This window comes from Pseudomonas sp. BF-B-30, assembly GCF_019956305.1.
Lineage (GTDB): Bacteria > Pseudomonadota > Gammaproteobacteria > Pseudomonadales > Pseudomonadaceae > Aquipseudomonas > Aquipseudomonas jessenii.
Map to the genome: position 1 here is coordinate 1 of NZ_JAHBDG010000042.1, position 13,810 is coordinate 13,810.

Annotated in this window: 13 protein-coding genes; 5 read left to right on the forward strand and 8 right to left on the reverse strand. The window is 60.6% G+C overall.

From position 1 onward, the window contains the following. Positions 1–79: 79 nt before the first annotated feature. Positions 80–520: a CBS domain-containing protein gene (locus KGB29_RS20310; protein WP_007976812.1), complete on the reverse strand. Its 441-nt coding sequence runs from the start codon at positions 518–520 to the stop codon at positions 80–82. A 330-nt stretch (positions 521–850) separates the two neighbouring features. Between KGB29_RS20310 and KGB29_RS20315 the strand changes: the two genes are divergently transcribed. Beyond that, positions 851–3,211: a DNA polymerase II gene (locus KGB29_RS20315; protein WP_191626122.1), complete on the forward strand. Its 2,361-nt coding sequence runs from the start codon at positions 851–853 to the stop codon at positions 3,209–3,211. Here the strand turns inward: KGB29_RS20315 and KGB29_RS20320 are convergent. Together KGB29_RS20320 and KGB29_RS20325 are read right to left on the reverse strand one after the other, a co-directional pair. Next, positions 3,176–3,646 (reverse strand): DUF1810 domain-containing protein, encoded by a 471-nt coding sequence (locus KGB29_RS20320; RefSeq protein WP_150814233.1) that lies wholly within the window; start codon positions 3,644–3,646, stop codon positions 3,176–3,178. The two genes, KGB29_RS20315 and KGB29_RS20320, sit on opposite strands and share 36 nt — an antisense overlap. A gap of 29 nt (positions 3,647–3,675) precedes the next feature. Beyond that, entirely contained in the window at positions 3,676–4,497 is an 822-nt protein-coding gene (locus KGB29_RS20325; protein ID WP_150814232.1) for an aldo/keto reductase, read from the reverse strand. 207 nt (positions 4,498–4,704) lie between these two features. On the opposite strand from KGB29_RS20325, the gene KGB29_RS20330 reads away from it, so the two are divergent. Beyond that, positions 4,705–5,454, forward strand: a complete 750-nt coding sequence (locus KGB29_RS20330; RefSeq protein ID WP_150814231.1) for a hypothetical protein — start codon at positions 4,705–4,707, stop codon at positions 5,452–5,454. A 218-nt stretch (positions 5,455–5,672) separates the two neighbouring features. Further along, positions 5,673–6,458: a sulfite exporter TauE/SafE family protein gene (locus KGB29_RS20335; protein ID WP_057714023.1), complete on the forward strand. Its 786-nt coding sequence runs from the start codon at positions 5,673–5,675 to the stop codon at positions 6,456–6,458. Positions 6,459–6,478: 20 nt separating this feature from the next. Here the strand turns inward: KGB29_RS20335 and KGB29_RS20340 are convergent, their stop codons facing one another. Continuing rightward, entirely contained in the window at positions 6,479–6,847 is a 369-nt protein-coding gene (locus KGB29_RS20340; protein ID WP_057714024.1) for a VOC family protein, read from the reverse strand. 180 nt (positions 6,848–7,027) lie between these two features. On the opposite strand from KGB29_RS20340, the gene KGB29_RS20345 reads away from it, so the two are divergent. Continuing rightward, on the forward strand, positions 7,028–7,579 hold the full coding sequence (locus tag KGB29_RS20345; RefSeq protein WP_150814230.1) for a DUF4174 domain-containing protein: 552 nt from the start codon (positions 7,028–7,030) through the stop codon (positions 7,577–7,579). Positions 7,580–7,727: 148 nt separating this feature from the next. Here KGB29_RS20345 and ampC read toward each other — a convergent pair whose 3' ends face one another. The 3 genes from ampC to KGB29_RS20360 form a co-directional block, all read right to left on the reverse strand. Further along, on the reverse strand, positions 7,728–8,867 hold the full coding sequence (gene ampC / locus KGB29_RS20350) for a class C beta-lactamase (protein ID WP_150814229.1): 1,140 nt from the start codon (positions 8,865–8,867) through the stop codon (positions 7,728–7,730). Between the two features lie 130 nt (positions 8,868–8,997). After that, positions 8,998–10,341 (reverse strand): glucarate dehydratase, encoded by a 1,344-nt coding sequence (gene gudD, locus KGB29_RS20355; protein WP_150814228.1) that lies wholly within the window; start codon positions 10,339–10,341, stop codon positions 8,998–9,000. A gap of 24 nt (positions 10,342–10,365) precedes the next feature. Further along, complete coding sequence (locus tag KGB29_RS20360) at positions 10,366–11,712, reverse strand: MFS transporter (RefSeq protein ID WP_057714028.1); 1,347 nt, start codon at positions 11,710–11,712, stop codon at positions 10,366–10,368. 278 nt (positions 11,713–11,990) lie between these two features. Between KGB29_RS20360 and KGB29_RS20365 the strand changes: the two genes are divergently transcribed. After that, positions 11,991–12,701 (forward strand): FadR/GntR family transcriptional regulator, encoded by a 711-nt coding sequence (locus KGB29_RS20365; protein WP_090456787.1) that lies wholly within the window; start codon positions 11,991–11,993, stop codon positions 12,699–12,701. Positions 12,702–12,863: 162 nt separating this feature from the next. On the opposite strand, the gene KGB29_RS20370 is transcribed toward KGB29_RS20365, so the two are convergent. After that, complete coding sequence (locus KGB29_RS20370) at positions 12,864–13,775, reverse strand: DMT family transporter (protein WP_150814227.1); 912 nt, start codon at positions 13,773–13,775, stop codon at positions 12,864–12,866. Between the last annotated feature and the right edge of the window lie 35 nt (positions 13,776–13,810).

Genomic DNA, 13,810 nt, shown 5'->3' on the forward strand with positions numbered 1-13,810 from the left:
AGAGGTGTATAAGAGACAGGCCTGACACTACGCCTTCGCGAGCAAGCCCGCTCCCACAGGGGATCTTCGGTGTGTCGAATTATTCCCCGCGAATGTACTGTTCCAACTGGCGAATCAGTTCAGCCTGTTCGGCAATGGCTTCCTTGACCAGGTCACCAATCGACAGCAGGCCGATCAATTTGCCGCCTTCGACCACCGGCAAGTGACGCAGGCGTCTATCGGACATGATGCCCAGGCAGGTATCCACGGTTTGATGGGTGTCGACGGTAATCACCGGTGACACCATGATGTCGCGCACCGGCGTGCCCACCGAAGAGCGGCCGTGCAACACCAGTTTGCGCGCGTAATCCCGTTCGCTGATGATGCCCAGCACTTCATCATTTTCCACCACGAGCAAGGCGCCGACGTTTTTCTCGGCCATCTTCATCAGCGCTTCGAGCACCATGTGGTCGGGTTTGATCTGGTGCACTTCCTGATTCTTCTGATCTTTGAGCTTGAGCAGTTGGGCGACGGTTTTCATGGTGGTTACTCGGGTGTTGTCGTTGTTCTTGAAGAATCGTAGACGCAAGCGTTCAGGGCAAGGGCGAAAGCGGCAGATAACACGCAAAAAACGTCATTTGGCGGTTTTTCTTTGGTAAGTCTCCTTTTCAGGCCAGAAATCACCTTGTGGGAGCGGGCTTGCTCGCGAAAGCGTAGTGTCAGGCAGCATTCATGTTGACTGACCCACCGCCTTCGCGAGCAAGCCCGCTCCCACAAGGGCGGTGTCTGCCTGACAGGTCTGCGGCAAACGCGCTATCGCAACTGATGACGCGTAGAATCCCCCTCTGAATCAGTTTCGAGGTTTGCAGTGGTGGATCTACAGCAGGGCTTCGTCCTGACCCGGCATTGGCGCGACACCCCGGCCGGTACGGAAGTCGAATTCTGGCTGGCGACCGACAGCGGTCCCCGGCGTATCCGCCTGCCTCATCAACCGTCGGTGGCGTTCATCCCGGCTGCGCAGCGTCAGCCCGCCGAAGGTGTTTTGCATGACGAGAAAAACGTCGAGCTCAAGCCCCTGGCCCTGCAGGATTTCGAACATCGCCCGGTCCTCGGTCTCTATTGCCAGCAACATGGCCAGTTGATGCGCCTGGAAACCGCGCTGCGCCGGGCCGGTGTCGAGGTGTTCGAAGCCGACGTGCGCCCGCCGGAACGCTACATGATGGAGCGCTTCATCACCGCGCCGGTGCGCTTCAGTGGCACACCGGATGCCGAGGGCCTGCTGCTCGACGCGCAGATGAAGCCCGACCCCGATTACCGGCCGAGCCTGAAACTGGTGTCCCTGGACATCGAGACCACGGCCCAGGGCGAGTTGTACTCCATCGCCCTGGAAGGCTGCGGCGAGCGCCAGGTGTACATGCTCGGTCCGCCTAATGGCGATGCCAGCCAGGTGGATTTCCAGCTCGAATACTGCGATTCGCGCACCCTGTTGCTGAAAAAACTCAACGAATGGTTTACCCGGTTCGACCCCGACGCGATCATCGGCTGGAACGTCGTGCAGTTCGACTTGCGGGTGCTCCACGAACACGCCCGGCGCCTGGCGGTGCCGTTGAAACTGGGGCGTGGCGGCGAGGAAATGCAGTGGCGCGAACACGGCAGCGGTAATCACTACTTCGCATCTGCGGCTGGCCGCCTGATCATCGACGGTATCGAGGCACTGCGTTCGGCGACCTGGAGTTTCCCCTCGTTCAGTCTGGAAAACGTCGCGCAAACCTTGCTCGGCGAGGGCAAGTCCATCGACAACCCGTACCAGCGCATGGACGAAATCAATCGCATGTTCGCCGAGGACAAACCGGCGCTGGCCAAATACAACCTCAAGGACTGCGAACTGGTCACGCGGATTTTTGCCAGGACTGAGTTGCTCACCTTCCTGTTGGAGCGAGCCAGCGTCACCGGTTTGCCGGCCGATCGCATGGGCGGTTCGGTGGCGGCGTTCACGCACCTGTACATGCCGCTGATGCACCGTCAGGGTTTCGTGGCGCCAAACCTCGGTGGCAAGCCACCCGAAGCCAGCCCCGGCGGTTTTGTCATGGATTCGCAGCCGGGACTGTACGAGTCGGTGCTGGTGCTCGACTACAAAAGCCTCTACCCGTCGATCATCCGTACCTTCCTGATTGACCCCGTGGGGCTGATCGAGGGGCTCAAACACCCGGACGACAGCGAGTCGGTGCCGGGATTTCGTGGCGCGCGCTTTTCCCGCACCCGGAATTGCCTGCCGTCCATCGTCGCCCGGGTGGCCGAAGGCCGGGAAACCGCCAAGCGCGAACACAACGCGCCGCTGTCCCAGGCGCTGAAAATCATCATGAACGCGTTCTACGGTGTGCTCGGCTCCAGCGGTTGTCGTTTCTTCGACACGCGCCTGGCGTCGTCCATCACCTTGCGTGGGCACGAGATCATGCTGCGCACCCGCCAGTTGATCGAAGCCCAGGGGCATGCGGTGATTTACGGCGACACCGACTCGACGTTCGTCTGGCTGCGTCGCGCCCATGGCCAGCAGGAGGCGGCGCAGATCGGCCAGGCGCTGGTGGCGCACGTCAATCAGTGGTGGCGCGAGCACGTGCAGCAGGAATACGGCTTGCAGAGCGTTCTCGAATTGCAGTTCGAAACCCATTACAAGCGCTTTTTGATGCCGACCATTCGCGGCGCCGAAGAAGGCAGTAAAAAGCGCTATGCCGGGCTGGTCACCCGGGACGATGGCAGCGACGAAATGGTCTACAAAGGCCTGGAAACCGTGCGCACCGACTGGTCGCTGCTGGCTCGGCAGTTCCAGCAGGAGCTGTATTCGCGGATCTTCCTGCGCAAGCCCTACCAGGATTATGTGCGTGACTACGTGCGCAAGACCCTGGCCGGTGAATTCGATGACCGGCTGATCTACCGCAAACGCCTGCGCCGCACCCTCGATGACTATCAGCGCAATGTACCGCCCCATGTGCGCGCGGCGCGCCTGGCCGACGAGTACAACGACCGGCAGGGGCGCCCGCGGCAGTATCAGAACGGCGGCTGGATCAGCTACGTGATCACCGTCGCCGGCCCCGAACCGCTGGAAGTGCGCAGCGCGCCCATCGATTACGACCACTACATCACCCGGCAGCTGCAACCGGTGGCGGACGCGATACTGCCGTTTGTCGACGACGACTTCTCAACCCTGATTGGGGGGCAACTGGGCCTGTTTTGAGTCCATCAGCGACAGGGTCCAGTCATCCAGGATGCCGTGGAAGTACTGGTTCAAGGCTTGCTGGAAAAGGTTGTCGGCATCGGCGACCTGGGCAAACAGGGTCATCGAGGAATGAAACTTCAGGTCGTCGGGATGACCGAAAATCCCCGCTACCGAGCGCTCCCGGATGTTCAGCACTTCCTGGGTGCAGGTACGCAGCCGGGCGCCCAGCAACGGATGCTCAAGGTAGGCCAGGGCTTCCTCCCGCGAGCGGATGGCAAAGCGGCGCGACATCTCGCTATCGCCGAGCCCGGCAAACTGCGGAAAAATGAACCACATCCAGTGACTGCGCTTGTGTCCGTTGTTCAGCTCGTTTTGAACCCGGTCGAATACCGGGTCCTGAGCCTGGAGAAAACGTTGCAGATTGAACGGGTCCAGGTGGTCGGTGCTTCTCATGGCGAAGCTCTCTGACAGGCTGCGGTGGTTCAGACCATGGCCAGCCGCTGTTTGCGTTGTGGCGCGTGAAACGCTTGGTCCAGCGCCTCCAGATCCCCGGGCTCAAGCTGCAACGTGGCGGCCTGGGCGTTGAGGCGTACATGTTCGAGTCGGACCGCCTTGGGGATGGCGATCACTTCTTCCTGACGCAGTATCCAGGCCAGTGCCACCTGAGCCGGTGCGACGCCGTGACGGGCAGCTACCTGCTTGAGCGCGACGTCCAAGAGCATTTTACCGCCTTGGCCAATCGGGCAGTAAGCCATGACCGGCAACCGCCGTTGTTGGCTCCAGGGCAGCAAATCAAATTCTATGCCCCGTTGCTCCAGGTTGTAGAGCACCTGATTGGTGGCACAGGTCGGGGCGTCCAGTTCCAGCAGGTCGTCGAGGTCGAAGTTGGACACGCCCCAACGGCCAATCTTGCCGGCTTCGCGCAAGCGCTCGAAGGCGTCGACGGTTTCTTCCAGAGGATACTGACCGCGCCAATGCAGCAGATACAGGTCGATGTAATCGGTGCCAAGCCTGCGCAGGCTTCGCTCGCAAGCCTGGGGAATGCCCAGGCGACTGGCGTTGTGCGGGTACACCTTGCTGACCAGAAAGACGTTGTCGCGCTGGCCGGCAATGGCATCGCGCACCACTTCCTCGGCACCGCCTTCGGCGTACATTTCCGCGGTGTCGATCAGGGTCATGCCCAGCTCGATACCCAGGCGCAGTGCCGCGACTTCTTCCGTGTGCCGTGAACGGTCTTCGCCCATCTGCCAGGTCCCCTGGCCGATGACCGGGACCCTGGTGCCAGCCAGTTCAAGCGTGCGCATGCAAACCTCCTTTATGAATGCCGATGGTTATTTCAGTGGGCACCAGAATAGTCCATCGGTTCCGCCGCAGGCTGCGAACTCTTGAGCTGCACCTTGCCGGTGATCGATTGCTCTGTGCCGATACTGCACTTTTTCGAAATGTCCGGCTCTATCCATGGCAGCCTGCGGCGATCCCCACCGTCGGCCCATGCCCAAGTCCAAGAACCCATGGCTCGAGTTTCACCCACGATCACCACTAGATTCCGCCGTCATTGCCTGCTGCTTGCAGGTCTGTCGATGCTCTACGTCACCGGTTGCAGCCAGCAGCAGGGCGGCGACATCATCAACCAGATGCGCGAAGGCAAACCCCAGGAGTTCCTGCAGACCAGCGTCGACCGCATGGCCACCCTGACCATGCGCGACAACCTCAACAGCCTTTACCTGCTGATGAGCAAGCTCTATCTGCGTAACCCCGACGAGCTGAAAAAATCCGGTTTCCTCGATGCCCGCACCGCTGGCAAGCAAGTGCGCATGGCCATTGAGCTGCAGCAACCATTGCCGACCCTGGGCGGCAAAAAGGACCTCGCGGCCCTGCGTTTTGCCATGAGTCCGGAGTTTCTGGGCGACCGGGTCGGGGCGTTCATCTATGCCATCGGCAGCATGCTGGTGACCGCCCATGGCAATCGCCTCGAGTTCTACATGACCGACACGATCAACCCGGTATTTGTCAGCAATGCCGCGCGCAATATCGAAATCGCCACCTGGATCCTCAGCCAGCGACAGAACAAAGAGGGCCAGCCCTTGCTGTTCTCCAACGAAATCTCGGAGGAGGGCAGCAACCTGAGCTTTGCCGTCGAGTTCGGCAAGATCGTCGCCCGGCTGGACCTGCTGACCCGGATGCTCGACGAACGCTACCGGCGCATCGGCGTGAACTATGCCCAGAGCCTGCTGTTCCTGAATTTCCTGCCGGTGCAGTGAGCACGACACATATTCCTTGTGGGAGCGGGCTTGCTCGCGAAGGCGTAGTGTCAGGCAGCATTAATATCGACTGACCCACCGCTTTCGCGAGCAAGCCCGCTCCCACAGGGGGGAATTGAGTTCAGGGTATAAAGATAGATCGCATCGATATAACTGGTTATAAGAAATATCGCTATGCTGCGGGCCAGATTTCCCCTGCGATCTTTGTGGAAGTATTCATGGATTTAGTGAACATCGGGTTGGTCGTTGCCGGGCTGGTTGTCGGCTTCATCGTCGGCATGACGGGCGTAGGTGGCGGGTCGCTCATGACCCCGATTCTGCTTGGATTCGGCATCAACCCGGCGACGGCGGTCGGTACCGACCTGCTGTACGCCGCCATCACCAAGTCCAGCGGCGTACTGGTTCACCGCAAGAACAACAACATCGACTGGGCGATCACCGGCTGGCTGACCTTGGGCAGCGTGCCCGCGGTGGCGTTGACGCTGTGGTTCCTCAGTACCCTGCACAGCGCCCCCGAGTCGATGAACGCGATCATCAAGCAGGCCCTCGGGTTCGTGTTGTTCGCCACGGCTCTGGCGATCCTGTTCAAGAAGCGCCTGCTCGACTTCGCCCACAAACGTGCGGGTGGCAACTACAACCCCAGCGGATTGCGCTTGAACGTGATGACGGTCATCACCGGGCTGGTCCTTGGCGCCATGGTCGCGCTGACGTCCATCGGTGCCGGTGCACTGGGCACCGTGGCACTGTTCATTCTCTATCCGATGCTGCCGACCCGCCGCCTGGTAGGGACTGAAATCGCCCACGCCGTGCCGCTGACCCTGGTCGCGGGCCTTGGCCACGCCAGCATGGGCAACATGGATTGGCACGTCCTGGGTTACTTGCTGGTGGGCTCGTTGCCGGGGATTTACCTGGGCAGCCACCTGACCGGGCGCATCTCCGATGAATTGCTGCGCCCTTGCCTGGCGACCATGCTGTTGCTGATCGGCTACAAACTGGCGTTCTGAATCAAGCCGCCGCGCCAGCTTCATTCGCGGGTGAAAATTTCCAGCAGATGCCCGTCCGGGTCATCGAAATACACCCGCCGTCCTCCCGCGTAATCATTGATCTCCCTCAGTCGCTGCTTGCCCGGGTCGGCCCACCATGGCTGACCGTTGGCTTGCAGGCGTGCGAAGGCCGCATCGAAATCCTCATCGCCAATCAGGAATGCGTAGTGCTGAGACGCAATCGGCGGCTCGTTGTCGTAGAAATCCAGTGATACGCCGTTATCCAGTTTGACGATCAGCATGGGGCCGAAGGGCTCGGGGGCAGGCAGGCCAAGGAGGCCCGTCAGGAAATTCGCCGAAACCTGCTTGTCCCGGCACCAGACGATGGTGTGATTCAACTGAGTACTCATGGGCAAGTCCTCACAAGGGGTCAGGCTGGTTGCCATGAGTCTTCAGATTAGCCCAGCCTGTTGCGCAATGACCGCCCTGACCTAAGCTTGGGGCAAGGCGAACAATATTTGCGGTATGTCACCCGGAACGATCGCCGCGATGCGCAATCATTAGAGCGTGAATATCAAAAGGAGATGCGCATGCTCATCAGGTCACTGACACTGGCTACTTTGCTGGCGATTGCCGGCACCTCATTCGCCGCCGATGGCGACTCACCGCTGGACATGGACAAGGGCAGGGCCCGGCCACTGATCGTCATCGCTCCGAGCACGGTTGATCCGACCTGGGTGAGCCTGAAAAAGTCCCTGGATGAGCCGGCCAACCGCAAGGGCTTCACCGACCGCAACATGGTGCTCTACACCGTACTCAACCTGATGGGCCAGCGCGACGGCAAGGACCTCGGGCCACAGGACACGGCGGCGCTGATCCGCTCGCTCAAGCTGGGGGCCGGCGCCAAGACCAAGGTGATTCTGGTCGGCAAGGACGGCGAAAAGAAACTTGACCAATCGGACGCCATCAAGCTGGAAGATGTTTTCAGCGTTGTCGATCAGCTGCCGGCGGCCGAGAAAGAATTTACCGCGACCGTGGCCGCTCCCGTCACTGAAGCCGAGCCGGCGGCAAAAGGCGCCAAAGGTACAAAACCTGGCAAACCGGCCAAGCCCGCCAAGCCGCCTGAAATGCCGGATGATTGATCCTCTATCTGGCGACAATGGCAGGCTTTTCTGTGGGAGCGAGCTTGCTCGCGATAGCGTCGTAACAGTCGATACAAATGTTGAATGTCAGACCTCCATCCTCGGAGCGCCGCCCGGAGCAAGCTCGCTCCCACAGATGGATCAGCAACTATCGGGCAAGGGCACTCAGTATCTGATGAGCGATCCTGACCCGTTGCGCATTGGGATAATTCTTGTTGGCCAGCATCACGATACCGATGTCCTTCGAAGGCACGTACGCCACATAAGCCCCGAAGCCACCGGTTGAACCTGTCTTGTTGATCAGCACGTTCTGCGGCTGCGCCTGCGGCGGGTTCAGCCACTGGACTTCATGGGCCTGCATGGCCATTGGCGTGGAGTTGCCGTCCAGCAAGCGATCCAGTGTGATCGGGTATCGATACATCTCCCAGCCCAAGCCCTGGGTCATATCGCCTACGGTGTAGTAACCGCTGTGAGTCAAGGCGATGGCTTGCTGCAACGGCTTTTCCAGGGACGCCGGCTTCATGTTCGCGCCGACATAGCTGAGCAAGTCTGCGGCGCTGGTCTTCACCCCATACGCCTCGGAATCCAGCGCGCCCGGCCCCACCCGTACCGGTTTGCCGTCCTTGTTGTAGCCCTGGGCGTAGAGCGCCATCTGATCCTGCGGCACATGCACATAGGTGTGCCGCAAGCCGAGTTTTGGCAGCAGGGTCTTCTCCATCAGGTCATCAAACGGCTGGCCCATGCTGTGGGCGGCGAGGTAGCCGAACAGGCCCAGACTGGGGTTCGAATACAGTCGGTGGCTGCCGGGGGCGTAGAGCGGTTTCCATTGTTTGTAGTAGCCGAGCATTTTGTCGGCCGAATCAGATTCAGCAGGAAATTGCAGGGGTAAACCGCCAGCGCTGTAGGTGCCCAGTTGCAGCACACTGATGTTGTCGAAAGCACTGCCACGCAAGGCCGGCAGGACCTGGCTGGCCTTGTCGGTCAGGGACATCTTGCCGGTGGCCTGGGCGTAGGCGGCGAGGGTGGCGGTGAAGGTTTTGCTGACGGAGCCGATTTCGAACAGGGTGTCTTGTGTGACGGGGTTGCCGGTTTCTATCGAGGCGACGCCATAGTTGAAGTAATGCGCCTGGCCGTTGACGGTGACCGCCACGGCCATGCCATGGATACCCTCGGCCTGCATTACCGGTTGTACAGCGGCGTTCACCACTGTCTCGACTTGATCCTGTGCGGCGCACTGGCCCGCGGCGAATATCGCCATGCCAGCGGCGATGGTTTTCAGCCTGTCCATATTGGTTTCATCCGTCGTTGATTCAGTTGCGCGTCATTTTAGGGGCTCAAGCGCCATGCTCCGAGCGCTTTTTAAAATTGGCCGCCATCAGGCGGCCACGCGCAACCCTTGATTCAACGCGCTTGGCGCTTCAACGCACCAGGCAAGGCCGCTTGTTGTCGAACTTCCAGCCGGGCATCAGGAACTGCATCGCCACGCTGTCATCCCGCGCCCCCAGGCCCATGCCTTTGTACAGCTCGTGAGCCTTGGCGACCTGATCCATATCCAGCTCGACCCCCAGCCCCGGTTTCTGCGGCACCTGCACGCAGCCGTCGACGATTTGCAGCGGGGCCTTGGTCAGGCGCTGGCCATCCTGCCAGATCCAGTGGGTGTCGATGGCGGTGATCTCGCCCGGCGCCGCTGCCGCGACATGGGTGAACATCGCCAGGGAAATGTCGAAGTGGTTGTTAGAGTGCGAACCCCAGGTCAGGCCCCATTCGTGGCACATCTGCGCCACGCGCACCGAACCCTGCATCGTCCAGAAGTGCGGGTCGGCCAGGGGGATATCGACCGACTGCAACTGGATCGCATGGCCCATCTCCCGCCAGTCGGTGGCGATCATGTTGGTCGCGGTTTTCAAACCCGTGGCGCGACGGAATTCGGCCATGACTTCTCGACCCGAGTAACCGTTTTCTGCCCCACACGGGTCTTCGGCGTAGGCCAGCACGTGGTGCTGATCGCGGCACAGGCGGATGGCTTCTTTCAGTGACCAGGCGCCATTCGGGTCGAGGGTGATGCGCGCATCGGGGAAGCGTTCGGCAAGGGCTGTGACCGCTTCGATTTCGGCGTTGCCGCTGAGCACGCCGCCCTTGAGCTTGAAGTCCTTGAAGCCATAACGCGCGTGAGCCGCCTCGGCCAGGCGGACTACCGCATCGGCGGTCATGGCTTTCTCGTGCCGCACGCGGAACCAGTCGTTGTCGGCGTCCGGTTCGCAGCGGTAGGCGAGGTCGGTTTCGTTGCGATCACCGACGTAAAACAGATAGCCGAGCATTTTCACTTCATCGCGCTGCTGGCCTTCGCCGAGCAGGGCGGCCACCGGTACGTCCAGGTGCTGACCGAGCAAATCGAGCAATGCGGCTTCCAGGCCGGTGACGGCGTGAATGGTGATGCGCAGATCGAAGGTCTGCAAACCGCGGCCACCGGCATCGCGGTCGGCGAAGGTCTGGCGTACCTGATTAAGGATTTTCTGATAAGTGCCAATCGGGCTGCCGACCACCAGGCTGCGCGCGTCTTCGAGGGTCTGGCGAATGCGCTCGCCCCCCGGCACTTCGCCAACGCCGGTGTGGCCGGCGTTGTCCTTGAGGATCACGATGTTACGGGTGAAAAACGGGCCGTGGGCGCCGCTCAGGTTGAGCAGCATGCCATCGTGGCCGGCGACCGGAACCACTTGCATGCTGGTGATGACCGGGGCTTTTGCGGTGTCTTGTGGGTTCATTTTCCAATCCTTAAAAAGCAGAATTCAGGCGTGGTCGGGAGCGGGTTTGCCCAGCGCCACGGCAGGTGCGGGTTTCGGTGTGTTGCGGGCAGCAAACACGATGATGGCGGCGATGATCGAAGTCGCGGCCAGGCCGTACAGCCCGCCCTGAATGGAACCGGTGCGCTCTTCCAGCAGGCCGAAAGTGGTCGGCGCAACGAAGCCGCCGAGGTTGCCCACCGAGTTGATCAACGCGATGACGCCAGCGGCAATGCGCGCATCCAGATAGGCCTGGGGAATCGGCCAGAACAGCGACGAGGCCGATTTGAAGCCCAGTGCTGCAAAGCAGATGGCGACAAAGGCGAAGACCGGCCCGCCGGTGGTGGACATGAACATCCCGGCAGCAGCGATCAGCAGGGCAGTGGCGACCCAGGCTTGCTGGTGTTTCCATTTGGCCGACAAGGAAGCGAAGGCGTACATGCCGACAATCGACAGCAACCACGGAATCGAGTTGAACAGCCCGACCTGGACATCGCTCAGATCGCCCATCTTCTTGATGATGCTCGGCAGCCAGAAGGTCGCGGCGTAGATGGTTAGCTGGATAAAGAAGTAGATCAGGCAGAACAGGATGATCTGGCGATCCTTGAGCAGTTTGCCCAGCGACGGCTTGATGGGCGTGGCGGCTTCCCGGGCCAGTTGTTCGTCGTCGATGGCCTTGACCAGTGCGTCCTGCTCTTCGCGGCTCAGCCATTTGGCGTCGTGGGGCCTGGAGTCCAGCCAGAACCAGACGAACACGCACAACCCTACCGAAAACATGCCCTCGATGAAGTACATCCACTGCCAGCCGTGCAGGCCCAGCCCTTCGATTTGCAGGAGCAAACCGGACAGGGGGCCTGAGATCAGCGACGCGAGCGCCGAGCCACTGAGGAAGATGGCAATCGCCTTGCCTCGCTCCACGCCGGGCAACCAACGGGTGAAGTAGTAGATCACCCCGGGAAAGAACCCGGCTTCGGCCACGCCCAGCAGAAAACGCAGGATGTAGAAGTGGGTTTCGTTCTGGATGAACGCCATGCCTGCGGCGACCAGGCCCCAGGTCAGCATGATCCGGGTCAGCCAGATGCGTGCGCCGACTTTCTGCAGAAGGATGTTGGAGGGCACCTCGAACAGTGCATAACCGATGAAGAACAAACCGGCACCCAGGCCGTAGGCGGCCGCGCCAATGCCCAGGTCGTGCTCCATGTGGGAGCGGACGAAACCGATGTTCACGCGATCAATGTAATTGACGATGAACATGATGACGAACAGCGGCAAGACGTGTCTTTTGACTTTGGCGATGGCGGACTTCAGCGCTGAATTGGCGTCGTCGTGCATCCCGGAGATGGATGTATTCACTGCGTTTTCTCCCACTCGTTATTTTTATGCGGGGTGAAGCTGGGTGTTGCGTTGTTGATAGACATCATACAACTAGGTTTTTTGAACTTGCAACCATGTTTGTCCAATGAAATGGCGGTAATTCAGAGGTTTTTAATTCCATTTGTGGTGCTGAGTGGCCTTTTAAGCGACTTAATATGGGCTTTTGTTGAGTGTTGTCATACAAGTTGAACGAGATTTTTCGGAATTCCCGCCCGGCGCGGTGCTACGATTCGATAGCCCTGATTTCGGACACGCCCATGCAAGAAGACCTCGAAGCACCTGCCCGCAAGCGCAGCCACAACCTGGCCCATGATCTGGTGGAGAAACTGACCCAGCGCATCCTGCTCGGCCAGATGTTGCCCGGCGACAAGCTGCCGTCGGAAAACACCATCGTTCAGGAGCACGGGGTCAGTCGCACGGTGGTGCGCGAGGCGATCTCGAAGTTGCAGGCCTCAGGGCTGGTGGAAACCCGGCATGGGATTGGCACGTTTGTGATCGAGCGCGCTCCGGAGCAGGGGCTGCGGCTGAATGTCGATACGGCGTTGGGGGTGCGCAGTATTCTGGAGTTGCGCATGGGTCTGGAAACCCAGGCGGCGGCGCTGGCGGCAACTCGCCGCACCGATCTGCAACTGGCGCAGATGCGTGAAGCGCTGGACGACTATCAAAACCTGCTGGCCAACAACGACAGCTGTGTCGAGGCGGACCGGCGTTTTCATCTGCTGATCGCCGAAGCCACCGGTAACGTCTGCTTCACTGAAATCATGCAGCACCTGGGCAGTGCGATGATCCCGCGCACCCGTGTCAATGCAGCCGAGCGTGGTGCGGTGGACTTGAGCAAGCTCGGTCAGTTGGCCAACCTGGAGCACGAGGCGATTCTCAACGCCATCAAACGCCAGGACCCGGACGCGGCGCGGGCGGCGATGTGGCTGCACCTGACCAACAGTCGCGACCGTTTTTCGCCCAGCTGACTGCGATTTGGGTGTTTTGTCAGTGACACCCAGTCATCGTTCTTCGCGAGCAAGCCCGCTCCCACAGGGTTTTATGTTTGCCGCAGCTCTTGAGCACACCTCAGAACCTGTGGGAGCGGGCTTGCTCGCGAAGGCGCCAGCCCAGACAGCAAAAAGCATGGATCAGACCCGAACAACCTGAGCAATGACCACCCGCCGCTCCAGATTCAACGCCAGCACACTCGCCAACACCACCAACCCGCCGACCACGATCATCAGCGTCGGCCGTTCGCCGAGCGCATAAGACGCAATCACCATCGCCGTCGGCGGCGTCAAATACAGCGTCATCGTCGCCCGGCTCAAATCGACATGCGCCAGCACATAAGCCCAGGCCAGGTACGCCAGGGCACTGGGGAAAATCCCCAGGGCAATCACCGCAAACTGCACGCGCAGCGGCGCCTGGGCGACTTGATCCGCCAGACCGGGCAAGTAGACCAGCAACAGCACAGTCCCGGACCACACCGTGTAACACACCAGCGTCAGCCCGTCGTATCGCCCGGTGTGATGCTTTTGCAGGGCAAAGTAGAGACTCCAGGAAACCGCCGCCAGCAGGATCAGCAAGCCATGGGCATCAATGCTGCCCAAGCCATGATCGCCCGCCACCACAATCATCACGCCAAACAACCCGAGCAGCACACAACCCCAGCGCCACAGGCTCACCTGATCCTTGAACACGAAGCGCGCGATCAACGTACTGAACAGCGGCGTGGTCTGGGCCAGGACGCTCGAAGCGCCGGCGCTGACACCCTGTTGCCCGAAGTTGATCGCCACGTGGTGCAGGCTCACAGCAAAGAAGCCCAAGCCGAACATCAGGGGCAGATCTCGCAGGCTCGGCAGGCGAATGCCCTTGAACATCGCGACCACGGCCATGAACACAGAGGCGAGCAGGAAGCGCAGGAGCGCCAGGTGCACCGGGTCATAGGCGTGCAAGCCGATATGGATGCCGGTCGGGGAGTAGCCCCAGCACGCCACGACAAACGCCATGGCCAGAATGATTTTCCAGGGTGAAACGGGGGAGGGTGTGAGCGGCGTCATGGTCGTGCACCTGTGGGTGGATGCACCGAGTATCA

Excerpts from the sequence above, each read along its gene's own strand:
- KGB29_RS20310 (WP_007976812.1), bottom strand. The coding sequence starts at position 520 with ATGAAAACCGTCGCCCAACTGCTCAAGCTCAAAGATCAGAAGAATCAG.
- KGB29_RS20320 (WP_150814233.1), bottom strand. The coding sequence starts at position 3,646 with ATGAGAAGCACCGACCACCTGGACCCGTTCAATCTGCAACGTTTTCTC.
- KGB29_RS20325 (WP_150814232.1), bottom strand. The coding sequence starts at position 4,497 with ATGCGCACGCTTGAACTGGCTGGCACCAGGGTCCCGGTCATCGGCCAG.
- KGB29_RS20330 (WP_150814231.1), top strand. The coding sequence starts at position 4,705 with ATGGCTCGAGTTTCACCCACGATCACCACTAGATTCCGCCGTCATTGC.
- KGB29_RS20335 (WP_057714023.1), top strand. The coding sequence starts at position 5,673 with ATGGATTTAGTGAACATCGGGTTGGTCGTTGCCGGGCTGGTTGTCGGC.
- KGB29_RS20340 (WP_057714024.1), bottom strand. The coding sequence starts at position 6,847 with ATGAGTACTCAGTTGAATCACACCATCGTCTGGTGCCGGGACAAGCAG.
- KGB29_RS20345 (WP_150814230.1), top strand. The coding sequence starts at position 7,028 with ATGCTCATCAGGTCACTGACACTGGCTACTTTGCTGGCGATTGCCGGC.
- ampC (WP_150814229.1), bottom strand. The coding sequence starts at position 8,867 with ATGGACAGGCTGAAAACCATCGCCGCTGGCATGGCGATATTCGCCGCG.
- gudD (WP_150814228.1), bottom strand. The coding sequence starts at position 10,341 with ATGAACCCACAAGACACCGCAAAAGCCCCGGTCATCACCAGCATGCAA.
- KGB29_RS20365 (WP_090456787.1), top strand. The coding sequence starts at position 11,991 with ATGCAAGAAGACCTCGAAGCACCTGCCCGCAAGCGCAGCCACAACCTG.
- KGB29_RS20370 (WP_150814227.1), bottom strand. The coding sequence starts at position 13,775 with ATGACGCCGCTCACACCCTCCCCCGTTTCACCCTGGAAAATCATTCTG.